Genomic DNA, 23,066 nt, shown 5'->3' on the forward strand with positions numbered 1-23,066 from the left:
GGACATCGCGGTGGGCCTGGGTCCGGGTAGCGATGTCCGATCGCGAGGGTTTCAGCGATTCAGCGCCGGTGAGTCAGCGAGTTACTGCAGGATCCCGACGGTGGCCGGGTCCTCGTTCGAGCCGGGGGCGCTCGGGTTGACGCCCTCCGCGACGCGGCGGCCGAGCTCCTCGTCGACATTCGACCAGTAGTCGAGCACGCGCAGCAGCAGGTCGGGGCGCGTCACCTTCGAGACGTGCCCGACGATGTTGCCCACCAGGCGGTCGCGAGCGGCGTCGTCCAGCACCTCGCGCACGAGCGTGCCGGCCTGGCCGAAGTCGTCGTCTTCAGGATGCAACGTGGCAGCGGAGCGCTGCAACACGCCGTCCGACTCCCACCCGGAGTCGTCGCCGTGGGCCTCGGGCGACGCGGCAGGGCCCCCACCGAGTTCGGCGCGTAGACCGGGGTCGTCGCGGCCGAGAACTGGTAGCGAGCCGCGCCGTCCTTCGAGTAGTCGTTGACCTCGCTCTTCGGCAGGTTGACGGGCAGCTGCGCGTGGTTCGTGCCCACGCGGTAGCGGTGCGCGTCGGCGTAGCTGAAGATGCGCGCGAGCAGCATCTTGTCGGGGCTGGCCGCGATGCCGGGCACGAAGTTCGACGGGGCGAAGGTCGCCTGCTCGATCTGCGCGAAGTAGTTCTCGGGGTTGCGGTTGAGCTCCATCGTGCCGACCTCGACGAGCGGGTAGTCGCTGTGCGGCCACACCTTCGTCAGGTCGAACGGGTTGAAGCGGTAGGTCGCAGCGTCGGCGTAGGGCATGATCTGCACGCTGAGCTTCCACTTCGGGAAGTCGCCGCGCGTGATCGCCTCGTCGAGGTCGCGGATGTGGAAGTCGGCGTCCTCGCCTGCGATGCGGTCGGCATCCTGCTGCGACAGGATCTCGTTGCCCTGCTCGGTCTTGAAGTGGTACTTGACCCAGAACTTCTCACCGGTGGCGGAGATCCACTGGTAGGTGTGCGAGCCGAAGCCGTCCATCATGCGCCAGGACGCGGGGAGGCCGCGGTCGCCCATCAGCCAGGTGACCTGGTGGGCCGACTCGGGCGAGAGCGTCCAGAAATCCCACTGCATGTCGTGGTCGCGCAGGTGCGATCCCGGCAGACGCTTCTGCGAGTGGATGAAGTCGGGGAACTTGATGCCGTCGCGGATGAAGAAGACGGGCGTGTTGTTGCCGACGAGGTCGTAGTTGCCCTCGTCCGTGTAGAACTTCAGCGCGAATCCGCGGGGGTCGCGCCAGGTGTCGGGCGAGCCCTGCTCGCCGGCGACGGTCGAGAAGCGCGCGAGCATGTCGGTGACGGCGCCGGGCTGGAAGAGGCTGGCGCGGGTGTACTGCGAGACGTCGTTCGTCACGGTGAACGTGCCGAACGCGCCGCCGCCCTTGGCGTGCACGATGCGCTCGGGCACCTTCTCGCGGTTGAACTGGGCGAGCTTCTCGACGAGGTAGACGTCGTGGAGCGCGATGGGCCCGTCGGCGCCGACCGACTGCGAGTGCTCGTCGCTCGCGACGGGGTTGCCCGCCTGAGTGGTGGTGATGGGTGTTGCCTTCTCGTCTGTCATCTTGTCTCCTTGTTGATCGACGGGTTGTCTGTGGCCGGTCTGTCGGGCCGGCCCTGCCGGGTCGCGGCGTCTCTGCGTCCTCGCATCTCAGGCGTTCTCGAGCGCCAGGCACTCGGGGCAGAGCCCCAGAAGGTGACCTCGGCGGTCTGCACGCGATAGCCGCTGGTCTCGGACGGCGTGAGGCACGGCGCATCGCCGACGACGCAGTCGACGTCTTCGATGGCGCCGCAGAGCGAGCACACCATGTGGTGGTGGTTGTCGCCGATGCGCAGCTCGTAGCGCGCGGCCGACCCGGCCGGCTCGATACGGCGCAGGATTCCCACGCCGGTCAAGGCGCCCAGCACCCCGTACATCGCCTGTAGCGACGTGCCCGGCAGCCGCTGTGCGACCCGGGCGAAAACCTCGTCTGCGGTGGCGTGCGAGTGCTCGCCCAGCGCTTCGATGGCGGCGACCCGCGGCGCGGTGACGCGGAGGCCGGCGGCCCGGAGGCTCTGCTCGGCGTCCAGCTGCTCGCGCATCTCGGTCGACGTCATTCATCCAGTGAACCACTTCTTTTGAGTGATTCAAAACAGGCCGGGATGCTCCGCGCGCCGCGCGCGCCGATTCTGCCGGCGCCCGCGCACTTGCGCGGGCGAAGCACCAGCTGCCGGTCTTCCTCCCGTAGCGCGTCTCTCGGCCGGCGCCGACTCATTGCGCGGAGGGCGCGTCACGTGAACGGAGGAGAGGCCCGGTCGTCGGGGGAAACGGCCGGGCCTCTACGAACCGGGGGCGGATCAGATGCCCCGCGGCAGGTCATTGCGTGTTCCAGGCTGTTTGACCAGCACGTGGAACAGGCCCGATCACAAGGCCCGTCCGCAACGACGTGGTCAACTCTGGGGGCCGACCATAAGAACGCGCTGACAGAACCATAGGCGCCAGCCGCCAATGCCACGGCTTGTAGACTTGCGGGGTCCGCCGCCCCTCTCTCACAGGAGTCATCTGGTGCCCACGATCGTCGTCGAAGTCATGCCGAAGGCCGAGCTGCTCGACCCCCAGGGCAAGGCCGTCACCGGCGCCCTCTCCCGCCTCGGCAAGTCCTTCGCCACCGAGGTGCGCATCGGCAAGCGCTTCGAGATCACGGTCGACGAGGTCACCGACGAGATCCTGGCCGAGGTCAAGACGCTCGCCGACGACGTCTTCTCGAACTCGGTGATCGAAGACGTCGTCTCGATCACGGTCGCCGACACCGCTCCCGCCGCCCTCTGATGGCAGCGGGTATGCGCATCGGCGTCGTCACCTTCCCGGGCTCGCTCGACGACCGCGACGCCCAGCGCGCCGTGCGCCTCGCCGGCGGCGAACCGGTGGCGCTGTGGCACGGTTCGCACGATCTCGAGGGCGTCGAAGCGATCATCCTGCCGGGCGGTTTCAGCTACGGCGACTACCTGCGGGCCGGCGCCATCGCCAGCCTCAGCCCGATCATGACCGAGGTCGTCGACGCGGCGAACAAAGGCATGCCCGTGCTCGGCATCTGCAACGGCTTCCAGATGCTCGCCGAGGCACGCCTCATCCCCGGCGCCCACACGCGCAACGCACACCAGCAGTTCATCCGCCGCGACCAGCGCCTCCGCGTCGAGAACGCGACCACCGACTGGACGAACGGCTTCACCGAGGGCCAAGAGATCACGATCCCCCTCAAGAACGCCGACGGCCGCTTCATCGCCGACGACGACACGATCAAGCGCATCGAGGGCGAAGGCCAGGTCGCCTTCCGCTACATCGGGGTGAACCCGAACGGCTCGTTCGACGACATCGCCGGGGTCTCCAACGAGCGCGGCAACGTCGTCGGCCTCATGCCGCACCCCGAGCACGCCACCGAGCCGGGCTTCGGGCCCGACACCCCGAGGCCATGTCGTCGGGGGTCGACGGCCTCACCTTCTTCACCTCTGTCATCGAAAGGGCTCTGGTCAAGTGACCGACGCACAGCTCACCAAAGCTCCTGGCACCCACGTCCCCGACACCGTCGCGAACGCCGCCGCCACCCCCGACCGCGAGCAGCCCTTCGCCTCCCTCGGCCTCAAAGAAGACGAATACATCAGGATCCGCGAGATCCTCGGCCGCCGCCCCACCAGCGGCGAGCTCGCGATGTACTCCGTCATGTGGAGCGAGCACTGCTCGTACAAGTCGTCGAAGATCTACCTTCGCCAGTTCGGCGAGAAGGTGTCGCCGGCGATGAAGAAGAACCTCATGGTCGGCATGGGCGAGAACGCCGGAGTCGTCGACATCGGCGGCGGCTGGGCGGTCACGTTCAAGGGCGAGAGCCATAACCACCCCAGCTACATCGAGCCGTTCCAGGGCGCCGCGACCGGCGTCGGCGGCATCGTCCGCGACATCATCTCGATGGGCGCCCGCCCCGTCGCGATCATGGACCAACTGCGGTTCGGCGCCATCGACGCCCCCGACACGCAGCGCGTCGTCGACGGCGTCGTCTCGGGCATCAGCTTCTACGCCAACTGCCTCGGTCTGCCCAACATCGGCGGCGAGACGGTGTTCGACGCGGTCTACCAGGGCAACCCGCTGGTCAACGTCACCAGTGTCGGCATCCTGCGTCACGAAGATCTGCACCTCGCCAACGCCCGCGGCGCCGGCAACAAGGTGGTGCTGTTCGGGGCGCGCACCGGTGGGGACGGCATCGGCGGGGCCTCGATCCTGGCGTCCGACACGTTCTCGGCCGGCGGCCCGACCAAGCGGCCGAGCGTGCAGGTCGGCGACCCGTTCGCCGAGAAGGTGCTCATCGAGTGCTGCCTCGAGCTGTTCCGCGACGAGCTGGTCGAAGGCATCCAAGATCTCGGCGCTGCGGGCATCTCCTGCGCCACCAGCGAGCTGGCGTCGAACGGCGACGGCGGCATGTTCATCGAACTCGACAAGGTGCTGCTGCGCGACCCGACGCTCACCGCCGAAGAGATCCTGATGAGCGAGTCGCAGGAGCGCATGATGGCCGTCGTGCGCCCCGACAAGCTCGACGCCTTCATGGCGGTCGTCGACAAGTGGGACGTCGAGACCAGCGTGCTCGGCGAGGTCACCGACACCGGCCGCCTCGTCATCAACTGGCACGGCGAAGAGATCGTCAACGTCGAGCCACGCACCGTCGCCGTCGACGGCCCCGTCTACGAGCGCCCCGTCGCCTACCCGTCGTGGATCGACGAGCTGCAGGCCGACAGCGCCGCCCAGCTCGAGCGCCCCGAGACCCGCGACGACCTGCGCGCGCAGTTCCTGGCGATCCTGGGCTCGCCCCACCTGGCCGACAAGAGCTGGATCACCAACCAGTACGACACCTACGTGCTCGGCAACACCGCCCTGAGCTTCCCCGACGACGGCGGCATGGTGCGCGTGGACGAAGAGTCGGGCCTCGGTTTCGCCATCGCGACCGACGCCAACGGGCGTTACTGCCAGCTCGACCCCGCGCAGGGCGCTCGACTGGCCCTCGCCGAGGCGTTCCGCAACGTCGCCGTCACGGGCGCGACCCCGGTCGCCGTCACCGACTGCCTCAACTTCGGTAGCCCCGAGAACCCCGAGGTCATGTGGCAGTTCTCGCAGACGGTCGAAGCGCTGAGCGACGCCTGCCTCGAGATGGAGATCCCCGTCACCGGCGGCAACGTCTCGTTCTACAACCAGACCGGCACGGAGCCGATCCACCCGACGCCGGTCATCGGCGTCCTCGGCGTGATCGAAGACGTCGCGAAGAGGATCCCGTCGGGCTGGCAGGACGAGGGCGACAACGTCTACCTGCTCGGCACCACCCGGCTCGAGCTCGACGGCTCGGCCTGGGCCGGCACCGTCCACGACCACCTCGGCGGTCTGCCGCCGGCGGTCGACCTCGACGCCGAGCGTCAGCTCGCCGCGCTGATCAAGGCCGGGTCCGACCAGTCACTGATCGGGGCCGCTCACGACCTCAGCGACGGCGGCCTGGGCCAAGCTCTCGCCGAAGCCGTGCTGCGCTTCGGCATGGGCGCCCGCGTCTGGCTCGACGAGATCATCGAACGCGACGGCGTCGACGCCGCAACGGCCCTCTTCTCGGAGTCGACCGGCCGCGTGATCGTGTCGGTGCCGCGCGAGGACGACGTGAAGTTCCGTGGGCTCTGCGAGGGGCGCGGCTACCCGGTGGCCCGCATCGGCGTGACCGACGCGCTCTCGGCGTCGCTCGAGGTGCAGGATCTCTTCACCGTGCCGCTCGACGAGCTGCAGCAGGCGCACCGCGGCACCCTGCCGGCGCGTTTCGGGGCGGTCATCGCAGAGTAGCGCCGCGCGACGGGTGCCGAGACCTCAGAATATGCAGCTCCTCCCGCCCGAGAGCTGTCGATTGTGAGGTCTCGGCGCGCCTCCTGTTCTCCACAATCGAGCTCTGGCTCGACTTATCCACGAACGAGGCCAACAGCGCATATCTGCCGACTCGAATGACGGCAGGATCCGGGGATGACTGACGACACCCTCCCTCCCGAGCTCGCGCTGCGTGCGTTCAGCGTCCGTGAAGCGCGCTCCCGGGGCGTCCCCGACCGAGCTCTGCGCCGCGTGGCACTCACCCGGCCTCACCACGGTGTGCGCGCCCTCGCGGCCGTCGAAACCCTGAGCGACCCGTTCGAGGGCCGCTGCCGCTCGCTCCTGCCAGCTCTCCCCGTCGGCGCCGTCTTCAGCCACTCGACGGCCGCACGACTCTGGGGCCTCCCCGTGCCGGCGGCGCTCCAGCGCGCCGACGCGGAACTGCACGTCACAGTCACCCGACACAACGCCGTGCGGCGGAAGGGAGTCCGAGGTCACGTCTCGGTGAGCCCGCCGTCATCCACCATGCTGCGGGGGATGCCTCTGACGGCACCGATCGAGACTTGGGCAGAGTGCCGCACGGTGCTGGGGCTCGACGATCTCGTGATCCTGGGTGACGCGCTGACGGGTCGGTGGTCGAAGACGTCGCGAGCGAGCGAGCTTGCACTCGACGACCTGAGGGCTGCCGCGGCGAAAACGACCGGCCGCGGGGTGGCACGCCTTCGCGACGCCGCCGTGCTCATGCGCGCCGGTTCACGATCGCCCCAAGAGACACGTCTTCGCCTCGCAATCGTGAGGGCCGGCCTGCCCGAGCCGCTGATGAACGTCGACGAGTACGACGGAGCGGGCCTCTGGCTGGGCTTCGTCGACTTCTCGTATCGCCAGCAAAGGCTCGTGCTCGAGTACGAGGGCGATCACCACCGCGTCGACCGCAAGACATTCCTGAACGACATCGCACGGCGCGAGCGGTTCGCCGACGCCGGTTGGCGCACCCTGCGAGTGACCTCGCGAGACCTGACCCCGAGCACGCTCCCCCTCTTCATCGCTCGCCTCGCGCGTCACCTCTCCACGCGCGTCGATCGAGACCTCACGAATGACGTCTTTTGAGGCCCCGGACGCGCAGATTCTGAGGTGTCGAGGCAGGGATGGGCTAGGGGAAGAGCACACAAGAAGGAGAGCCGGTGGGGATGGACGACGAGACAGGGCCGGGGATGCCCGTGACCGCGTCGAGGGGCAGGATCGTGACGGTGTCGCCGAGCTGATTCGCCACGTAGATCTGCGACCCGTCGAAGGCGAAGTGTCGGGGCCAGCGACCGCCGCAGGGCACTTCGGCGACGAGCGCCAAGGGGCCGTCGACTGTTCCGCCTGCCTCAGCAAGCACCGAGATCGTGTCGCGGCCCCGCACCGCCACGTAGACGCGCCCCTCGTACACGGCGATGTGCGAGAGCAGCACCTCGCCGGTGCCGTGCGACTGCGTTGGGTCGTAGCCGTGCACGGACTGCGCCACGACGAAGCCGTCGCCGACGCGGTCGAGCACGTGCACGTTCCCGTCGAGCTCGCCGGTCACGAGCAGGCGGTCGCCGAGCCAGGCGAAATGACGCGGCCCTGATCCTGCAGGCATGGCATGCGCCGCAACGAACGACGGCTCGAGTGTCGTGGAGTCGATTCGCACCTCGTACAGTCGGTCGGTGCCGAGGTCGCTGACGAGCAGCGTGCCCCACGGCGTCGGCGTCGAACTGTGGGCGTGCGGCGCCTCCTGCCGATCGGCGACCACCCCGTGACCGGCGGGGAGGGGCAGCACACGGGCCACGCGGGCAGGATCGAGGGCATCAGCAGAGAGGGCGGCGAACGTGCCTGCCGTGTAATTCGTCACCACGAGGGATCCTGATGCGGGGTCGAGCACGACGTGGCAGGGTGCGGTGCCGCCCGAAGCCGCGATCGACGCGGGCTGCAGCTCGCCCGCCGACACTGTGAACGAGACGAGTCGGCCGGCCGTCGTCTCGGAGGTGGCGTGCAACTCGCCCTCGGTGAGCGCGATGAAGGAGGGGTCGTCGACCGGGGCGACCTGGATCGCCTTCCAGGGCTCGCCGGCGCTTGCACGTTCGAAGACCGAGACGCCGCCGCCGTTGCCGCCGCTCGAGGCGGTGTAGCAGCCGAGGTAGAACCGCTGCGCAGCGGAGTCGCTCACGCCTCGACCTCGTCGCCCGAGGCGATCCGCACGTGGTGCTGGATGACCTCGGCGACGATGAAGTTCAAGAACTTCTCGGTGAAGTCGGGGTCGAGGTGCGATTCGGCCGCGATGGAGCGCAGGCGCTTGATCTGCTCCACTTCGCGCTGCGGGTCGCTCGGCGGCATGCCGGCGTCTGCCTTCAGGTGGCCGACCGTCTGCGTGAACTTGAAGCGCTCGGCGAGGAGGTGCACGAGCGCGGCGTCGATGTTGTCGATGCTCTCGCGGATGCTGAGCAGGCGCTCGACGGGGGTCGGTTGCGGTTCCATGAGTCGACTTTATCGGCTCGGCTCGGCTCCGCTCTCATGTCCGCAGAAGTGCCCCCTGTGGACAACTCCCGACGCCCGGGGAAGCCCGCGAACAGGGGCTGACGCGGAGAGTCGCCGCAGCCCTACGCTCAAAGAGCACCGACGCCCCGTCCACCACGCCACGGAAGGCACGACCACCCCCGATGGACTCCATTCTCTTCGATCCGATCACCCGGATCGCCACACCCCTGCCTCTCGAGTTCCATGTTCCGCCCGGCTGGCCCACGCCGAGCCCTGACTGGCGCGCGGCGAACCAGGGCTGGCAGCCGCCCGCCGCCTGGACACCGCTCCCCGGGCTGGATCCTGTGCCGGCGGGCTGGCAATGGTGGCAGAAGAACGTCGAGACGTGGGCGGAATTCGTCGGCCGCGAGGCCCCGGTCTTCCGACTCGACGCCGCGGCAACCCTCGTCATCTCGGCGATCGGCCTTCTGGGGGTCGCGATCTCGCTCAAGTCACACGCCGACGCCACCGTGCTGTTCGCGGGGTTGGCCGTCTTCGGGCCGCTCAACTTCGTGCGCCTCGTTGCGCTGGCGGCGACGACGGAGGACCGAGCGCTGCGCCGGCTGCGCAGCCGTTCGGCTCGGCTCGGCTGGGCGCTGGCTCTCTTGGGTTACGAGGCGCGGCGCGGGAGCGCGACCGCGGAGGCGGAGAGTTTCGACACCTATGTCGCATGGCGCGAACAGGAGGCCTGGTCGTTCGACCGGAGGTGGGACGCCGACCAGGTGCACCCCGACCTGAGGGCAATTTTCAACCGATACTGCCGCGCGGCGCCTGCGCCGTGCCACCGGGTCGCGACTGCCGCGCTGGCCGGCGTCTCGGGGGGCGCCCTGGTGATCACCGTGCTGGTCCTGCTGGCGAACCACGTGAGCGGGAGTGGTAGCAGCAACCCTTGACGAGATGTAACATTTCATAGTTGAGAGTGATGACACTCGAGGTGCGCCCAGGTACTGAAGCTCTATCTGTCGCTCCCACCGATGAAAGGCTGACCCTCCGCGCACGACGAAGCCCGCCACCAGAACCCCCGGTGGCGGGCTTCGTCACGCCGCAACTCAGCGACAGGCGCAGCGCGTCAGTCGACGATGGTGATCGTCACTTCGACGTTGCCGCGGGTCGCGTTCGAGTAGGGGCAGACATGGTGCGCGCCATCGGCGAGCTCCTGGCGCTTGTCGGCGGCGACGTTCGGTGTATAGACGTCGAGCTCGACGGCGAGTCCGTAGCCGCCGTCGCCGTTCGGGCCGATGCCGACACTGGCCGAGACCGAGGCGTCTTTCGTGTCGAGCCCCATCGACTTGCCGACGCCGTGGAGGGCGCTCAGGAAGCAGGCGGAGTAGCCGGCAGCGAAGAGCTGCTCGGGGTTGGTGCCCTCGCCGGAGCCACCCATCTCTTTGGGTGGGCGGGTGTCGAGGTCGAGGCGGTCGTCTTCACTGCGGATGTGGCCGTCGCGGCCGCCTCCGGTCGCGTGGGCAATGGCGGTGTAGGCGATCTCAAGTGTCATGGGCTAACTCGACACCCGTCGGCTGAACACAGTCTGAGAGGCTCGCTCAGACAAAATGTGAAATACTGCTAATTCAACCCGACTGATTCAGAAAGCATTCATGAAAAAGTCACGCCTCCCCCTCCTCGCCGGCGCTGCCGGCCTCTGCATCCTCAGCGTCAGCGCGAGTCTGCCTGCACTTGCCGCTCCGGCGCCCAACGCTGCCCCTGCGGCACCGACCGTCGAGAGCGTCCAGATCAGCGGCGACCGCGCGGTCCTAGACATCGCCGGCACGGCCGGTAACATCACCAAGATCGCGGCCCCCGACGGCAAAGTCCTCGGCGTCAAGATGATCGGCGCCCGCGGTCATGTCCAAGTGCCCGTCGCCACGACGGCGGATGCCGAGATCCCCATCAACGTCACCCAATCCAGCACCACCGGCACCTCCGACGAAGCCACCACCCTTATCGCACCGGCCCCGGTCATCGACACGGTATGGAGCGGTGACGAGGGCGCCGTCGTCAAAATCGACAAGAAGTACGGCACCGTAAAGATCTACGACGCTGACGGCGCCTTCGTCGGACAACGCGTCGGCACGGAGTCCAAGGCCACGGTGCTGAGCCTGCCACTCACCTCGGATGCGACCCACTTCACGGCCGTGCGTTCGCAGGGATTCTTCTCTTCGACCCCGACGGAGTTCGTCGTCTCGCCGCAGCATCAGGCGCTGGCACCGCTATCGGTCGAACGAATCCCGAGCCAGCCGTCGTACCTGCGGGTCACCGGCCAGCCCGGCGCCCAGGTTCACATCGACGCCGACAAGGGCGGCTTGGGATGGACAAGCGTCCTGCTCGGCGAGTCCGGTTCGGCCGTGATCTCAGCTGCCGACATCGCCTTCGACGTCGAGCACACCGTGTACCAGGAAGTGCGCAACGACAAGTCGGCCGTCCAGCAATTCACCGTCCCCTCGATCTAAAGACAAGAGAAAGCAACCACAATGAAGAAGCTCACGTGCACCGCTGCCCTCGGCGGCCTCGTCCTCGTCTCGTCGCTCCTCGCCTCCCCGGCGCTTGCAGCGAACGCCGCCCCTGCGCCCTCGGCGTCAGAGTCGACACCGGCTGCCTCGTCCGTTCACGTGAAGGAGGAGGTGCGCAAGTTCGACCAGAACCTCTTCGTGACCTACAAACTCACCGGCGGCACCGAGGGTCAGCGGGTCTACCTGTACAACCACACCAACGACGAGATCAGTGATGCGCGCACCTTCGACAAGAACGGCGAAGCCGTCGTGCGGGACCTGCTCATGGACACCGGCGTCGTCAATGACGTGCAGATCCACCTGCCGGTCGAAGGCGGCGCCTGGGACGACGAAGACATCGTCAAGATCCCCTACGACGACACGCGAACCGACTTCGTCGTCCCGAGCGCCACGGTCACCCCGCTGGCCGGTTCCGGCAAGGTGAAGGTCGAATTCACCGGGAAGCCCGGATCGGACGTCCGCATCGCTAAAGCGGGCTCGAGCGTCTTCGGCACTCGCATTCAGCTCGACGCCAGCGGGCACGCGACCCGCGAGTTGGACGAGCCCGAGCAGGAGACGCAGTACGACGTCGTCCAGTGGTTCGAGGGCGAGTACTCCGACGCCGGCCAGCTCACGCTCGGCGAAGGCAAGGGAGTCGCGTCTCCGGCAGCGCCCTCGACCGACGTCGTCGGCTCGACCACCAAGGGCGACACCGTCGTCGAGGTCGAGGGCTCGGCCGGCAACACCGCCGTCGTCCGCAGCAAAGACGGCAAGGTCGTCGCCGTCAAGATGCTCGGCAAGAAGGGCACCTCGCAGCTGACCGTCCCCAAGGGCCACTCCTACATGGTGCGCCAGACGCACGGCGCGGGCAACTACTCGCTCGCCGACACCCTGACCGTCGGCAAGTAGCACCACGCGAGGAAGGCCCCCGCCACATGGCGGGGCCTTCCGTCGACCTCGAGAAGGGCGCACTCAGCTCTGTCGAACGCTTATTCGTCGCCGAGCAGATCGTGGCGCACGACGACCTCGTCGCGACCGGGGCCGACCCCGATCACCGAGATGCGGGATCCTGACATCGCCTCGATCGCGAGCACGTAGTCCTGCGCGTTGACCGGAAGGTCGTCGAAGGTGCGGGCACCGGTGATGTCCTCCGACCAGCCGGGGAACTCCTCGTAGATCGGCACTGCGTGGTGGAAGTCGGACTGCGAGACGGGCATCTCGTCGAAGCGCACGCCGTCGACGTCGTATGCCACGCAGACGGGGATCGTGTCGAGCCCGGTCAGCACGTCGAGCTTCGTCAGCACGAAGTCGGTCACCCCGTTGATACGGGCCGAGTAGCGGGCGATCGGGGCGTCGTACCAGCCGCAGCGGCGCGGGCGACCGGTCGTCGTACCGAACTCGAAGCCGTTGGCGCGCAGGAACTCGCCCGACGCGTCGAAGAGCTCGGTCGGGAAGGGGCCGGCGCCCACGCGGGTCGTGTACGCCTTCACGATGCCGATGACCCTCGAGATCCTGCCCGGGCCGATGCCCGAGCCGGTGGCGGCGCCGCCCGCGGTCGCCGACGACGACGTCACAAACGGGTAGGTGCCGTGGTCGACGTCGAGCATGGTCGCCTGACCGGCCTCGAAGAGCACGTTCTTGCCGGCCTCGAGCGCGTTGTAGAGCTCGAGCGCGGTGTCGGCGACCATGGGGCGCAGGCGCTCGGCGTAGCTCAGCAGCGTCTCGACGACCTCGTCGGCGCTGATCGCGCGGCGGTTGTAGATCTTGACCAGCAGGTGGTTCTTCTGGTCGAGAGCGGCCTCGACCTTCTGCCGCAGGATGTTCTCGTCGAACAGGTCTTGGACCCGGATGCCGACGCGGTTGATCTTGTCGGCGTACGCCGGGCCGATGCCGCGACCGGTCGTGCCGATCGAGCGCGAGCCGAGGAATCGCTCGGTCACCTTGTCGATGGTGCGGTGGTAGTGCGTGATGAGGTGCGCGTTGGCGCTGACCTTGAGCTTCGACACGTCCACGCCGCGGGCGATCAGCGCGTCGAGCTCGTCGAAGAGCACTTCGATGTCGACGACGACGCCGTTGCCGATGACCGGGGTGACACCCTCGGTCAGGATGCCGGAGGGCAGCAGGTGCAGAGCGTACTTCTGGTTATCACCACGGTGTGACCGGCGTTTTGCCGCCGTTGAACTTGACGACGTAGTCAATGCGGCTGCCGAGCAGATCGGTGGCCTTGCCTTTGCCCTCGTCGCCCCACTGGGCTCCGATGATGACGATTGCGGGCATTCGAGTCTCCTCGCGTCGGGGATCGCACCCGTGGCCAGGTGCACCCCATGGTACCGGAAGGCAGGATGCGACGCCCCGCCCGCTCGCAGCACCGCGATCGTCTTCTCGCAGGTCGTCGATCCGTCGCCGTCCGACTCGCCGCGCACTGCACACGTCCGCCTCGACGGGCTCCTGCCCCACTCACCCGTCACCATCTCCGGCGGCACCACCGACGCTGGCGGCGGGAGGGACGACACGGGCTCCGTCACGATCGACTTGCGCCTGCGATCGGGCAAAAACTCCCTTCAGATCCAGCACGCGACACCGTCGGGCCAGAAGTCGTACCGCGGTTCAGCGCTCGGCCGGAGAGCGGCGACGCCTCGCGGAACCCAGGGTGATAACCAGGCCGCCCAGCACGAGTGCACCACCGGCGAGCGCGGGCCACGCGGGCTGCGAGCCGGTGTAGGCGAGCTCGTCGCCCGCGTCGCCCGCGGCTGCCGGCGCGGTGCCGGTCGCTGGCGGAGTCGACGTGACCGGCGGCGTCACCGGCGGCGTCACCGGCGGCGTCGTGACCGGAGCCGCGGGCTGCGCGAGCGGGGCCAGCGCACCGCTCGTCGTCGGCGTCGTGAACGCGATCGCCTGATCCGTCGCACCGTCGACCACCAGCGAGTAGTCCTGCGACGGGAGCAGATCGGCAGTGAACCCGCCGGCGGAGTCGGTCGTCGTCGTGACCGCGGGCGCGTCGTCGCCGTCGCGGGTGATGACGATCGGCTCGTCGGCCGCGGGCTGCCCGCCGGAGTCCGTGATGGTGCCCGTGACGGTGACCGGCGGGATCGTGAAGTCGACGTCGAGAGCGGTGGCATCGGCGGCCGTGGTGTCGAACGCGAGAGGCGTCGCATCCTGCGCTCCCGGCGGCGTGGCGACAGCGACGTGGTATCCGGCCGCGGCGACCAGGCCGGGGACGCTCCACGTGCCGTCACCACCGGCCGTCACCGTCGCGACGGTGGCACCGCTGGCGTCGGTGATCGACACCTTCGCGCCGCCGTAGGGCTTGCCGTCGACCGTGACGACGCCGGACGCCGCGTAGGTCTTCGTCGCGAACCAGGTCTGATAGACGGGCAGGCCCGAGCGCTGCTGGTACGTGATCGTCAGCGTCTTGAGCGGCACGGAGGGGCTGAACCAGCCCGACGCCCCCTCGGTGTCGGAGGCCTGCGTGTTGCCGATCAGTGTTCCGGTCGCAGGATCCCAGGTGGGCACGTCGCCCACGTTGGCCGAGTCGCACGACGGGCCACCGGTCTGGTGACAGTAGTTGTAGACGCCCTGGAAGCCCAGATCGGCGATCGGCACCGCCGCACCATTGGCATCGGTGGCCGAGACAGTCGCCTGGTCGGCGTCGATGTCGCCCAGCACGAACGACCAGCCGCTCGCCGGGGACGGCGTCGCGAACGAGTACGTGGTCACGGCCGGCGACGCGGCGTTGTCGGCCATCGGGCGCTGGTTGAGGTAGGGCATGCCCTTGCTCGAGCCGTACACCGCGCCCACCGGCGTCGATGCGGCCTGCCAGGTCGAGGCGCCGCTGATGACGGTGACCTGGCGCGACGTGCTCGTGAACGTCGTGGCCGGGAAGCCACCCGGCAGTAACATCGTGCCGGTGTAGGCGCGGGCGCCGCCGGCGAGGGCGAAGGTACCGTACGAAGTCGCTTCGGCGGCCTGAGCCGTGACCGCCGGAGCCACCAGCGCGGCGATCGAAGCCAGTGCCAGTGCGGCGAGAGCCGCTGCCCCGCGCCGCCGAACCGTCGAGCGCCTGCTGTTTCCCCGAAGTGCTTCATACCTCGAACCTATGCCACGAGGTCGGTCGTGTCACGCGCGCGATCGCGCGCGAAGGGAGTGTCGTGCCGCCGCCAACCGGGAGGCGCATCGCCTGTAGGAGCGGGCCTCCCGCACCCAGTGGCGGCGGCACGAAGACCGACGGGCGCGCCCGGAGGGGGCGTCGGCACGGCGGTCGATCGGGCTTCGGGCGCCTCCTGCAGGGCGCCAGCGAAGCCCGAGAATGTGGGGCCTACGCGGAGGCCTCGACCTGTTCGTCGTCGTCGTCCGCAACGGGAGAACGATGGAACAGCAGAGCTTCGCGGACCTCTTGCTCTTCGAGAGAGCGCCTCGCGTCGTCACGACGGGATTCGAAAGACGATTGCGACACGATGACCACCCCTGACCTTGGTGACCGGAATTGCGGACGGGACGACTGCGGTTCCAGTCGACGGCGAGCTTGGTTGAGGAAAGTGTGAGCGCACCCCACCGCCGTGTCAATACGCAATTCTCACAGAGCGAATGGCAGCTGACCAGGGTCGGCGATCAGCGGCGCGAAAGCCAGCTCTGCGGCCCCGATCAGCAGCCGGTCTCCACCGAGGTAGGCGGTGCGGATGCTGAGCGCGTCGCTCGGCCCCGGCAGCGCGGTCGCCGTGGCCTTCTCGAGGAGGCCGACGTCGGGCCGCCCCGAGAGCGCACCGAGGAAGCCGCCGAGCACGATCACCTCGGGGTCGAACGTGTTGATGATGTTGCGCAACGCGACGGCGAGGTAGCCGATCTGCCGATCGACCTCGGCGACGACGACCGGGTCGGTGGTCGAAGCGAGCGACGAGCCCAGCTCGTCGGCCGCCGACAGCGGCAGCCCGAGCACTCGCAGAAGAGGGGCCTGGCCGACCTCTGTCTCAAGGCACCCGATCGCACCGCAGTGACAGCCGACCCCGTTCGAATTGACCAGGGTGTGACCGAACTCGCCGGCGTAGCCGCTGGTGCCGCCGAAGGGTCGCCCGTCGACGATCACTCCCCCGCCGACACCCGATGCTCCTCCGTTGAGGTAGACCATGGTTCCGGTCAGCGGCTCGGCGCCCCAGAGGCTGCCCGCCCCGAAGATGCTCTCGGCCTGCGCCCCGAGCGAGGCGTCGTTATCGGCCTGCACAGGCAACCCCGCCGAATTCCGCAGGATCTCGACGAACGGCTCGTCGACCCACCCGAGGTGCGGCGCCAGGCGCACCAGCCCGTCCGAGCGACGGACGAGGCCGGGCACGGCGACACCGATGCCGACGATGCGAGCCGACGGGCCGAGCTCGCGGGCCATGGCCTCGATGGTCGACGCAGCGAGGGCCGCCGCCTCGGGTGCGGTGGGGATGCCGTCGGTCTCGCGTCGGATCCTGAGCTGCACTGTCCCGTCGAGGCCGACGACACCCACGGTGACGGCGTCGATCTCGGGGTTGACCGCGAACGCGACGACATCGGGCGACGCCGAGACGCGGAGGCTCGGGCGGCCGACGCGGAAGCTGGCGACGGGCTCGGTCTCGACGACGAGCCCCAGCTCGACGAGCTCGCCGACGAGCGCCGCGATGGTCGACCGATTGAGGCCGGTGCTCTGCGTCAGGGCCGACCGGTCGACCCCGATGCGCCCCTCCGAGCGGTGCACGAGACCGAGCACGGTCGACAGGTTGTGCTGCCTGACGCGGTCGGTGTTGCTGCCCCTGGCCCGCTCTGGTGTGTCACTCACGGAACCTCCCTCTGGTGGGAGGCTATCGCGCGTCGACCGCCACGCCCTGCAGGGCTGCACGAACGCTCGTCCACGATTCGAGCTGCGCGCGCACGTCGTCGCGCTTCTCGGTCGCCAGCGCCTTGGCGTAGGCGCGCTCGAGCACGTCGTCGATCAGGATCTTGACGCCTCGGTCTTTCGACTCGATGGCCGCTTCGACCATGGCGAGGCTCATGACGTTGCCGTGCACCTCGCCGTCGGGCACGGTGCCCGTGCGGAGGGCGTGGACGAATGCCGCGAGTGAGCCGGCGATGCCGTCGCCCACACTGCCGAGAGCGTCGACAGAACCGTCACCGTCGACGACCTCGACCAAGGGCGCATTGTCGCCGTCCCACAGCGCCGAGCCCGCCGCGCCCGAGAGCCGCCAGGCCCCGTTCCACGAGGTCTCGAGCCCGGGCGCGCACCACGAGCCGTTGTACGTGTAGCGGATGCCTCCCTCGAACTCGAAGACGGCGCTGGCGGCCGCGTCGCCGCGGTACCAGCTCCACGACGGGTTGTACGAGTCGCAGTAGACCGAGATCGGGTCGCGCTCGAGCAGATACCGCACCGAGTCGAACGGGTGGATCGCCATGTCGAGCAGCAGCACGTTGTCCATCTCGTCGCGGAAGCCGCCGAAGTGCGGCGCCTTCGCGAACTCCGTCGACACCGTGCCGAGGTCGCCGAGGAGGGCGGCCTGCTGCCGGAAGGCGACGAGCTGGTCGTTGTAGCGCCGCGACTGCGACACCATGAACAGCTCGCCGGTCACCTCGGCAGCGGCCGCCAGCGACAGCGCCTCCGCGACGGTCTGCGCGGCCGGCTTCTCGCCGAGCACCGGCAGCCCGGTGAACAGCGCGTCGGTCGTGATCGGGTGATGGGCCACGGGCACCGTGATGTCCAGGATCGCGTCGGGCCGGGTCTCGGCGATCAACGCGAGCAGGTCGGTCCCCACCGGCACCGACGGGTCGCCGTAGGCCACGGCCCCGGCGCGCGCCGCGTCGAGGTTGAGGTCGACGATGCCGACCACCTCGATGTCGGGGTTCACCTGGTCGTTGCGCAGCCAGGCGTTGCCCATGGAGCCGGCGCCGACCTGGATGACCCGAACCGTGGCATCCTGCGATTCGAGGCGCCGGAAGGCGGTCACGCGCCGACCGATGCGTCGTCGCCGACGGGGGCGGGGGCCTCGAGCGGGTGGTCGAACGGGCCGGCGTAGTGCTGGCCCTCGAAGTACTCGCCGAGGTCGTAGCGGTGCAGCTCGGGGATCTTCCGCTCGCGCGTCGGCCGCGCCCACTCGACGCCGTTCGCGATCACGCGACGGACGTCTTTGTGGTGGTAGACGGGGAAGTCCTGATCGCCGGGCGAGAAGAAGAAGATCTTGCCGAAGCCGCGCCGGTAGGTCATGCCCGAGCGGAAGACCTCGCCGCCGGTGAAGCCGGAGATGAAGATCAGCTCGTCGGGGGTCGGCACGTCGAAGTATTCACCGTACATCTCCTGCTCGGGGATCACGATCGGGTTCGGCACGCCCTGCGTGATGGGGTGCTGCGGGTTGACAGTCCAGACGAGCTCCTGGTCGTGCTCGCTGCGCCAGCGGAGCGTGCAGGTCGTGCCCATCAGCTTGCCGAAGATCTTCGACCAGTGGCCGGAGTGCAGCACGAGCAGGCCCATGCCGCTGAGAACGTGGCGGTGAACGCGGTCGACGATCAGGTCGTCGACGTCGCCGTGCGCGGCGTGGCCCCACCAGGTGAGCACGTCGGTGTTCGCGAGCAGCTCGTCGGTGAGGCCGTGCTCGGGCATGTCCATCGTGACGATCGTGATGACCGCGTCGGGCAGGTTCTCGTGGATGCCGGCGGCAATGGCGCCGTGCATGCCGTCGGGGTAGCGCTCGGCGACGTGCGCCTCGACCTTCTCGTGGACGTTCTCGCCCCAGACGGTGACCCGGAGTGGTCCGTTGTATTCGTTCATGTTCGTTCCTTCTTGTACGGTCGGGATTCGAGAATTGAAATCAGGATGCCGGGGCCGGCACGGCATCGAGACCGGCGCGAGCCGTCCCCCACGACACCAGCACCGCGCGCACCTCGTCGGGCAACGGCGCGTCGAGGGCCGCGGTGTAGCCCTCGTCGAGCACGGAGTCGATGCGCACGCGCTTTCCCGTGTCGGCCGATCTCACCGCCGCCTCGACCATGGCGAAGCTGCGGACGTTGGAGTGGACCTCGCTCTCGGGAACGCGGCCGGTTCTCAGAGCGTCGATGAAGTCGGCGAGCGAGCCGGCGATCTCCTCCGGGGCGTCGTCGCGCATCGGTGTCGAGAAACCCCTGCTGACGACGACGCTGGAACCCGTACCGGGTAGCGCGGCCTCGGCGTTGGCGCGCTCGACCTCGACGTCACGTTCGCCGTCCCAGGTCGCTGTGCCGTGCGAACCGCTCGCCCGCCAGACGCCGTTCCAGGATGTCAGGAGGCCCCGAGTCGTCCACGTGCCGGTGTACCGGTAGCGGACGCCGCTCTCGAACTCGAACACCGCGTTGGCGATCGTGTCGCCGTCGAACCAGCTCCAGCCCGGGTTGTAGGTCTCGCACCACACCGAGACGGGGTCGAGCCTCAGGACGTAGCGGGCGACGTCGAACGCGTGGATGGCCATGTCGACGAGCAACGGGTGGGGCATCTGCTCTCGGAAGCCCGGGAAGTGCGCCTCTTTCGCGTACTCGGTGGTGAGCAGCGCCAGCTCGCCGATCTCTCCAAGGGCGTCCCGATACGACGCGAGCGAGTTGTAGTACCGGCGGTTCTGGCTCGTCATCAGCAGCTGCCCAGCGGCCTCGGCCGTGGCCGCGGCGACGAGAGCCTCGCTCACAGTCGGGGCGATCGGCTTCTCGCACAGCACGGGCAGCCCGGCGAAGAGGGCTTCGGTGTTGATGGGCAGGTGCGCTCTCGGCACCGTGACGTTGATCACGGCCTGGGCGCGGGCGGCGCGGGCGACCCCGAGCAGGTCGGCCCCCACCACGGCGCCGGCCAGCCCGAAGTCGGCCCGGGCCGCCTCGGCGAGATCGATGTCGAGATCGACGATCCCGGCGACCACCACGTCGCGCGACCCTGTCAGGGTCGTCAGCCAGTTGCGGCCCATCAATCCGGCTCCGACCAGCACGATGCGCACCGGAGCCGTCGGATCCTGCAGTCTCTCGAAGGTCACTTGACTGCCCCGCCGAGGGCGCCGGCCGCGATGTAGCGCTGGGCGAAGATCAGCAGCACGATCGCCGGGATCGACGAGAGCACCGCGGTCGCCATGACCGGGGACCACTGCTGCACGTTGCCGCTGAGGTAGGTGTAGATGCCCAGCGTCACCGGTTTGATCGAGTTGCCGGTCGTCAATGTCAGGGCGAAGACGAAATCGCTCCAGGTGAACAGGAACGAGAACAGCGCGGCGGTGATGATCGAGTTGCGGCTGATCGGCAGCACGATGGAGACGAACGCCCGGAAGTGAGAGGCTCCGTCGACCCGGGCGGCCTCCACCAGCGACGGCGGGATCGATCCCATGAACGCCCGCAGGATCAGGATCGCGAACGGGATCCCGTTGGACGCGTCCGCGAGGATCAGGCCCGGGAGAGTGTTCAGCAGGCCCAGGTGGTTATACGCCGTGTAAAGGGCGTTCGCGATCACGATGCCCGGGATCATCTGCGCGATCAGCAAGGCGATCAGCACGACGCTGATCCACTTGATCTTGAACTTCGCCAGCGCGTACGCCGCGGGTGCGGCGATGACCAGAGACACGATCACCGATCCGATGGAGATGATCAGGCTGGTGACGAGGTTGCCCGTCTGCTGCGACAAGGCGGTCTGATAGCCCGAGAAGTCCGGGTGCAGCGGGAAGAACGAGCTCGACGTGGCGGAGCCGTTGGTCTGGAGGCTGGAGTTGAGCATCCAGTAGATGGGGAAGATCATGATGCACAGGAAGATGATGCCCAGCACCGTCATCGGCACCTGGCGGATCTTTGACGTCTTCATCGAAGTCACACTCTCTCTGGTAGTCGATGGGCTAGTCGTCGACGGCGCGACGGTTCGTGGCCAGGTAGATCAGGGCGAAGATCAGCGAGATCACGATCAGGATGTTGCTGACGGCAGCGCCCTGCCCGAACGAGAAGTCGACGAACGACCTCTGGTAGGAGTTCGTGGCGAGGGTCTCGGTCGAGTTCGCGGGCCCACCCCCGGTGAGCCCCAGGATGATGTCGAGCACCTTGAGCGTGTAGACCACGCCGAGCACCAGCACCACCGTCACGACCGGGCGGAGGTTCGGCCAGGTGATGTGGCGGAACGCCTTCCACCCCGTCGCCCCGTCGAGCGAGCCGGCTTCGTACAGCTCCTCGGGGATGTCCTGCAGACCGGAGTAGAGGATCGTCACGTTGAACGGGATGCCGAGCCAGATGTTCACGATCACGACGCTCAGCAGAGCCACGTTCGGGCTGGCGAGCCAGGGGACCGCCGCCGGGGTGAGATGCAGGAACAGCAGCGTCTGGTTCAGCACGCCGCTGTCCTGATCGAGGATCCACTTCCAGACGGCGCTGGACGCGATCAGCGGCAGGAGCCACGGCATCAGCAGCAACGACCGGAGGACGTTGTTCAGGGGGAACTTGTTGCGGAAGAAGAGCGCCAGCGCCATCCCGATCACGAACTGTCCCACGATCGAACCGACCGTGAACAGGCCGGTGTTGATCAGCGTCGTGGAGAACAGGTCGCTCGAGATCACGGTGACGTAGTTCTGGATGCCCACCCACGGGGCGACCCCGGTGAAGAAGGTGGACGTCGAGTAGTCCTGGAACCCCATCAGGATGTTCTTCACGATGGGATAGCCGAAGAACAGCACGATGTAGACGATGGCCGGCACCAGGAAGGCCCACTGGACCAGGCCTTCCCGGAGCCGCGCCTTGCGCCTCGACGGCGAGGGAGGGGCATCCTGATGCGCGATCAGGCTCGGAGCTTTGCTGCGCAGGTCTGCAGTAGTCATCAGGATTCCTCTCGATCGACCTCTACTGCTGGTTCTGGGCCTGCTTGACGGCTGCCGCAGCAGTCGCCTTGCCGGTCAGAGCGAGCTGTTCGGCGGTGTAGATCTTCGTCGCGGCGGCGGGCCATTTCGGTCCCAGGAGGCCGGTGCGAGCTCGTGCTGTCTTGACGATGGTCGCGAACGGGGCGATCTGCTTGTTCGAGGCGGCGACGGTCGCCGCTGTGGCGAGCGAGGCGGGAACGTCACCCTCGCCATTGGCGATCTTCACCTGGTTCTTGGAGTCGGTGATGCATTTGACGAGCTTGCCGGCGGCGGCCATCGTCGTCTTGTTGCCGGTCTGGGGCACGTTGAACGTCTCCCCGCCGAGCGGCGAGACGACGGTCTGGCCGGCCACACGAGTCGGGATCGGCACGGAGGCCCACTTGATGCTCGGGTACTTGGCCAGAGCGGCGAGGTTCCAGGGTCCGTTGATCATCATCGCGGCCTTGCCTGCCGTGAACTGGTTCAGCGCGTCGCCCTGGGTCCAGTTGACCGAGCTCTTCGACATCGAGCCGTCCTTCACGAGGCTGGCGAGGAACCCGATGGCCTGGGCTGTCTGAGGCGTGTCGATGTTCTTCTCGCTGCCACCGTTCGACCACATGAACGGCAGGACTCCCCAGGTGCCCTCGTAGGTGGGAGCAGCGCTGAGTGCGAAGCCGTAGGTGCTGCCCGAGGTGAGCTTCGTGGCATCGGCCGAGAGCTCGTCCCAGGTCTTCGGCGGCGTCGTGATGCCGGCCTTGGCGAACATGTCGGTGTTGTAGAAGAGGGCGATCGAGTTGACTGCCGGGGCGAGGCCGTAGAGCTTGCCGTCGTAGGTGCCGGCCTTGACGACCCCGGGTGCGAAGCCCTTGCCGGTGATGCCGTAGTCGGAGAGCGGCGAGAGGGCGCCCGACTGGGCGATCTGCTGCACGTCCGGGTTGTCGAGCATCAGGACGTCGGGCAGGGTCTTCGACGACGCCTGCTGGAGCACCTTCGAGATGAGGCCCGCACCGGGGACGTGCGTGGACGACACCTTGATGCCGAGCTGCGAGGCGCAGCCCTGGTAGACGCTGTCCATGACGGCGGCCTGCGGAGCCGTGTAGTAGTCCTCGAGGTTCAGCGAGACCTTGCCGCCCGACGAGGAGGACCCTCCGGACGAGCATCCGGCGAGCGCGAGAGGGATCAAGGCTGCGGCGGCGACCGCGGCGATGAGACGTGGCTTCTTCATGCGAGTTAGCTCCTTTGCTGAACTGTGCAGGGGGGTGATCGGTGCGAGTCGAGCCCAGGAGGAGCCGGAGCGCCTCACTGCGATCCCGAGTGGCACGACCGTAGCAGTAAAGCGCTTAGAT

18 protein-coding genes and 3 pseudogenes are annotated in these 23,066 nt (G+C 68.2%); 7 read left to right on the forward strand and 14 right to left on the reverse strand.

Annotated elements, in window-relative coordinates; genetic code table 11:
- Nucleotides 1–81: 81 nt before the first annotated feature.
- Nucleotides 82–1,589: pseudogene (locus AX769_RS02000) on the reverse strand (catalase).
- Nucleotides 1,586–2,122: a Fur family transcriptional regulator gene (locus tag AX769_RS02005; protein WP_239451906.1), complete on the reverse strand. Its 537-nt coding sequence runs from the start codon at nt 2,120–2,122 to the stop codon at nt 1,586–1,588. The pseudogene AX769_RS02000 and the gene AX769_RS02005 overlap by 4 nt, the downstream one beginning before the upstream one ends.
- Nucleotides 2,123–2,570: 448 nt before the next feature.
- Between AX769_RS02005 and purS the strand changes: the two genes are divergently transcribed.
- The 4 genes and pseudogenes from purS to AX769_RS02025 all read left to right on the forward strand — a co-directional run bounded on the left by purS (nt 2,571) and on the right by AX769_RS02025 (nt 6,989).
- The gene (gene purS, locus AX769_RS02010; protein ID WP_066275364.1) at nt 2,571–2,834 is read left to right on the forward strand and encodes a phosphoribosylformylglycinamidine synthase subunit PurS; all 264 of its coding nucleotides are present in this window, start codon (nt 2,571–2,573) and stop codon (nt 2,832–2,834) included.
- Between the two features lie 11 nt (nt 2,835–2,845).
- A pseudogene (purQ, locus tag AX769_RS22805) lies at nt 2,846–3,540 on the forward strand (phosphoribosylformylglycinamidine synthase subunit PurQ).
- Complete coding sequence (purL, locus tag AX769_RS02020; protein WP_066275369.1) at nt 3,537–5,864, forward strand: phosphoribosylformylglycinamidine synthase subunit PurL; 2,328 nt, start codon at nt 3,537–3,539, stop codon at nt 5,862–5,864. Before purQ ends, purL begins: the two are co-directional and overlap by 4 nt.
- 174 nt (nt 5,865–6,038) lie before the next feature.
- Nucleotides 6,039–6,989, forward strand: coding sequence for a hypothetical protein (locus AX769_RS02025; protein ID WP_066275371.1), 951 nt, complete (start codon nt 6,039–6,041; stop codon nt 6,987–6,989).
- A gap of 43 nt (nt 6,990–7,032) precedes the next feature.
- Here the strand turns inward: AX769_RS02025 and AX769_RS02030 are convergent, their stop codons facing one another.
- Nucleotides 7,033–8,070 (reverse strand): beta-propeller fold lactonase family protein, encoded by a 1,038-nt coding sequence (locus AX769_RS02030; protein ID WP_066275374.1) that lies wholly within the window; start codon nt 8,068–8,070, stop codon nt 7,033–7,035.
- Nucleotides 8,067–8,378, reverse strand: a complete 312-nt coding sequence (locus tag AX769_RS02035) for a chorismate mutase (protein WP_066275377.1) — start codon at nt 8,376–8,378, stop codon at nt 8,067–8,069. Before AX769_RS02035 ends, AX769_RS02030 begins: the two co-directional genes overlap by 4 nt.
- A gap of 182 nt (nt 8,379–8,560) precedes the next feature.
- Between AX769_RS02035 and AX769_RS02040 the strand changes: the two genes are divergently transcribed.
- Nucleotides 8,561–9,310 (forward strand): hypothetical protein, encoded by a 750-nt coding sequence (locus AX769_RS02040; RefSeq protein WP_066275379.1) that lies wholly within the window; start codon nt 8,561–8,563, stop codon nt 9,308–9,310.
- A 176-nt stretch (nt 9,311–9,486) separates the two neighbouring features.
- On the opposite strand, the gene AX769_RS02045 is transcribed toward AX769_RS02040, so the two are convergent.
- Nucleotides 9,487–9,912, reverse strand: coding sequence for an organic hydroperoxide resistance protein (locus AX769_RS02045; protein WP_066275382.1), 426 nt, complete (start codon nt 9,910–9,912; stop codon nt 9,487–9,489).
- A gap of 100 nt (nt 9,913–10,012) precedes the next feature.
- Here AX769_RS02045 and AX769_RS02050 point away from each other — a divergent pair, with 100 nt between their 5' ends.
- Nucleotides 10,013–10,864: a hypothetical protein gene (locus AX769_RS02050; protein WP_066275383.1), complete on the forward strand. Its 852-nt coding sequence runs from the start codon at nt 10,013–10,015 to the stop codon at nt 10,862–10,864.
- Between the two features lie 21 nt (nt 10,865–10,885).
- Nucleotides 10,886–11,812, forward strand: a complete 927-nt coding sequence (locus tag AX769_RS02055; protein WP_066275386.1) for a hypothetical protein — start codon at nt 10,886–10,888, stop codon at nt 11,810–11,812.
- 80 nt (nt 11,813–11,892) lie between these two features.
- On the opposite strand, the pseudogene AX769_RS02060 reads toward AX769_RS02055, so the two are convergent.
- The 9 genes and pseudogenes from AX769_RS02060 to AX769_RS02100 all read right to left on the reverse strand — a co-directional run bounded on the left by AX769_RS02060 (nt 11,893) and on the right by AX769_RS02100 (nt 22,945).
- A pseudogene (locus AX769_RS02060) lies at nt 11,893–13,180 on the reverse strand (adenylosuccinate synthase).
- A 330-nt stretch (nt 13,181–13,510) separates the two neighbouring features.
- Nucleotides 13,511–14,893 (reverse strand): carboxypeptidase-like regulatory domain-containing protein, encoded by a 1,383-nt coding sequence (locus AX769_RS02065; RefSeq protein WP_066275389.1) that lies wholly within the window; start codon nt 14,891–14,893, stop codon nt 13,511–13,513.
- Between the two features lie 583 nt (nt 14,894–15,476).
- Entirely contained in the window at nt 15,477–16,697 is a 1,221-nt protein-coding gene (locus AX769_RS02070) for an ROK family protein (protein ID WP_066275390.1), read from the reverse strand.
- Nucleotides 16,698–16,719: 22 nt separating this feature from the next.
- Nucleotides 16,720–17,856, reverse strand: coding sequence for a Gfo/Idh/MocA family protein (locus tag AX769_RS02075; RefSeq protein WP_066275392.1), 1,137 nt, complete (start codon nt 17,854–17,856; stop codon nt 16,720–16,722).
- Nucleotides 17,853–18,674, reverse strand: a complete 822-nt coding sequence (locus AX769_RS02080) for a ThuA domain-containing protein (RefSeq protein WP_066275396.1) — start codon at nt 18,672–18,674, stop codon at nt 17,853–17,855. The genes AX769_RS02075 and AX769_RS02080 overlap by 4 nt, the downstream gene beginning before the upstream one ends.
- Nucleotides 18,675–18,714: 40 nt before the next feature.
- Nucleotides 18,715–19,893, reverse strand: coding sequence for a Gfo/Idh/MocA family protein (locus AX769_RS02085; RefSeq protein ID WP_239451907.1), 1,179 nt, complete (start codon nt 19,891–19,893; stop codon nt 18,715–18,717).
- Nucleotides 19,890–20,705 carry a carbohydrate ABC transporter permease gene (locus tag AX769_RS02090; protein WP_066275401.1) on the reverse strand — a complete coding sequence of 272 codons (816 nt, stop codon included), beginning with the start codon at nt 20,703–20,705 and terminating at the stop codon, nt 19,890–19,892. Before AX769_RS02090 ends, AX769_RS02085 begins: the two co-directional genes overlap by 4 nt.
- A 31-nt stretch (nt 20,706–20,736) precedes the next feature.
- On the reverse strand, nt 20,737–21,702 hold the full coding sequence (locus tag AX769_RS02095) for a carbohydrate ABC transporter permease (RefSeq protein WP_066275404.1): 966 nt from the start codon (nt 21,700–21,702) through the stop codon (nt 20,737–20,739).
- Between the two features lie 22 nt (nt 21,703–21,724).
- On the reverse strand, nt 21,725–22,945 hold the full coding sequence (locus AX769_RS02100) for a sugar ABC transporter substrate-binding protein (protein WP_066275407.1): 1,221 nt from the start codon (nt 22,943–22,945) through the stop codon (nt 21,725–21,727).
- Nucleotides 22,946–23,066: the final 121 nt, after the last annotated feature.

Source organism: Frondihabitans sp. PAMC 28766 (genome assembly GCF_001577365.1).
Lineage (GTDB): Bacteria > Actinomycetota > Actinomycetes > Actinomycetales > Microbacteriaceae > Frondihabitans.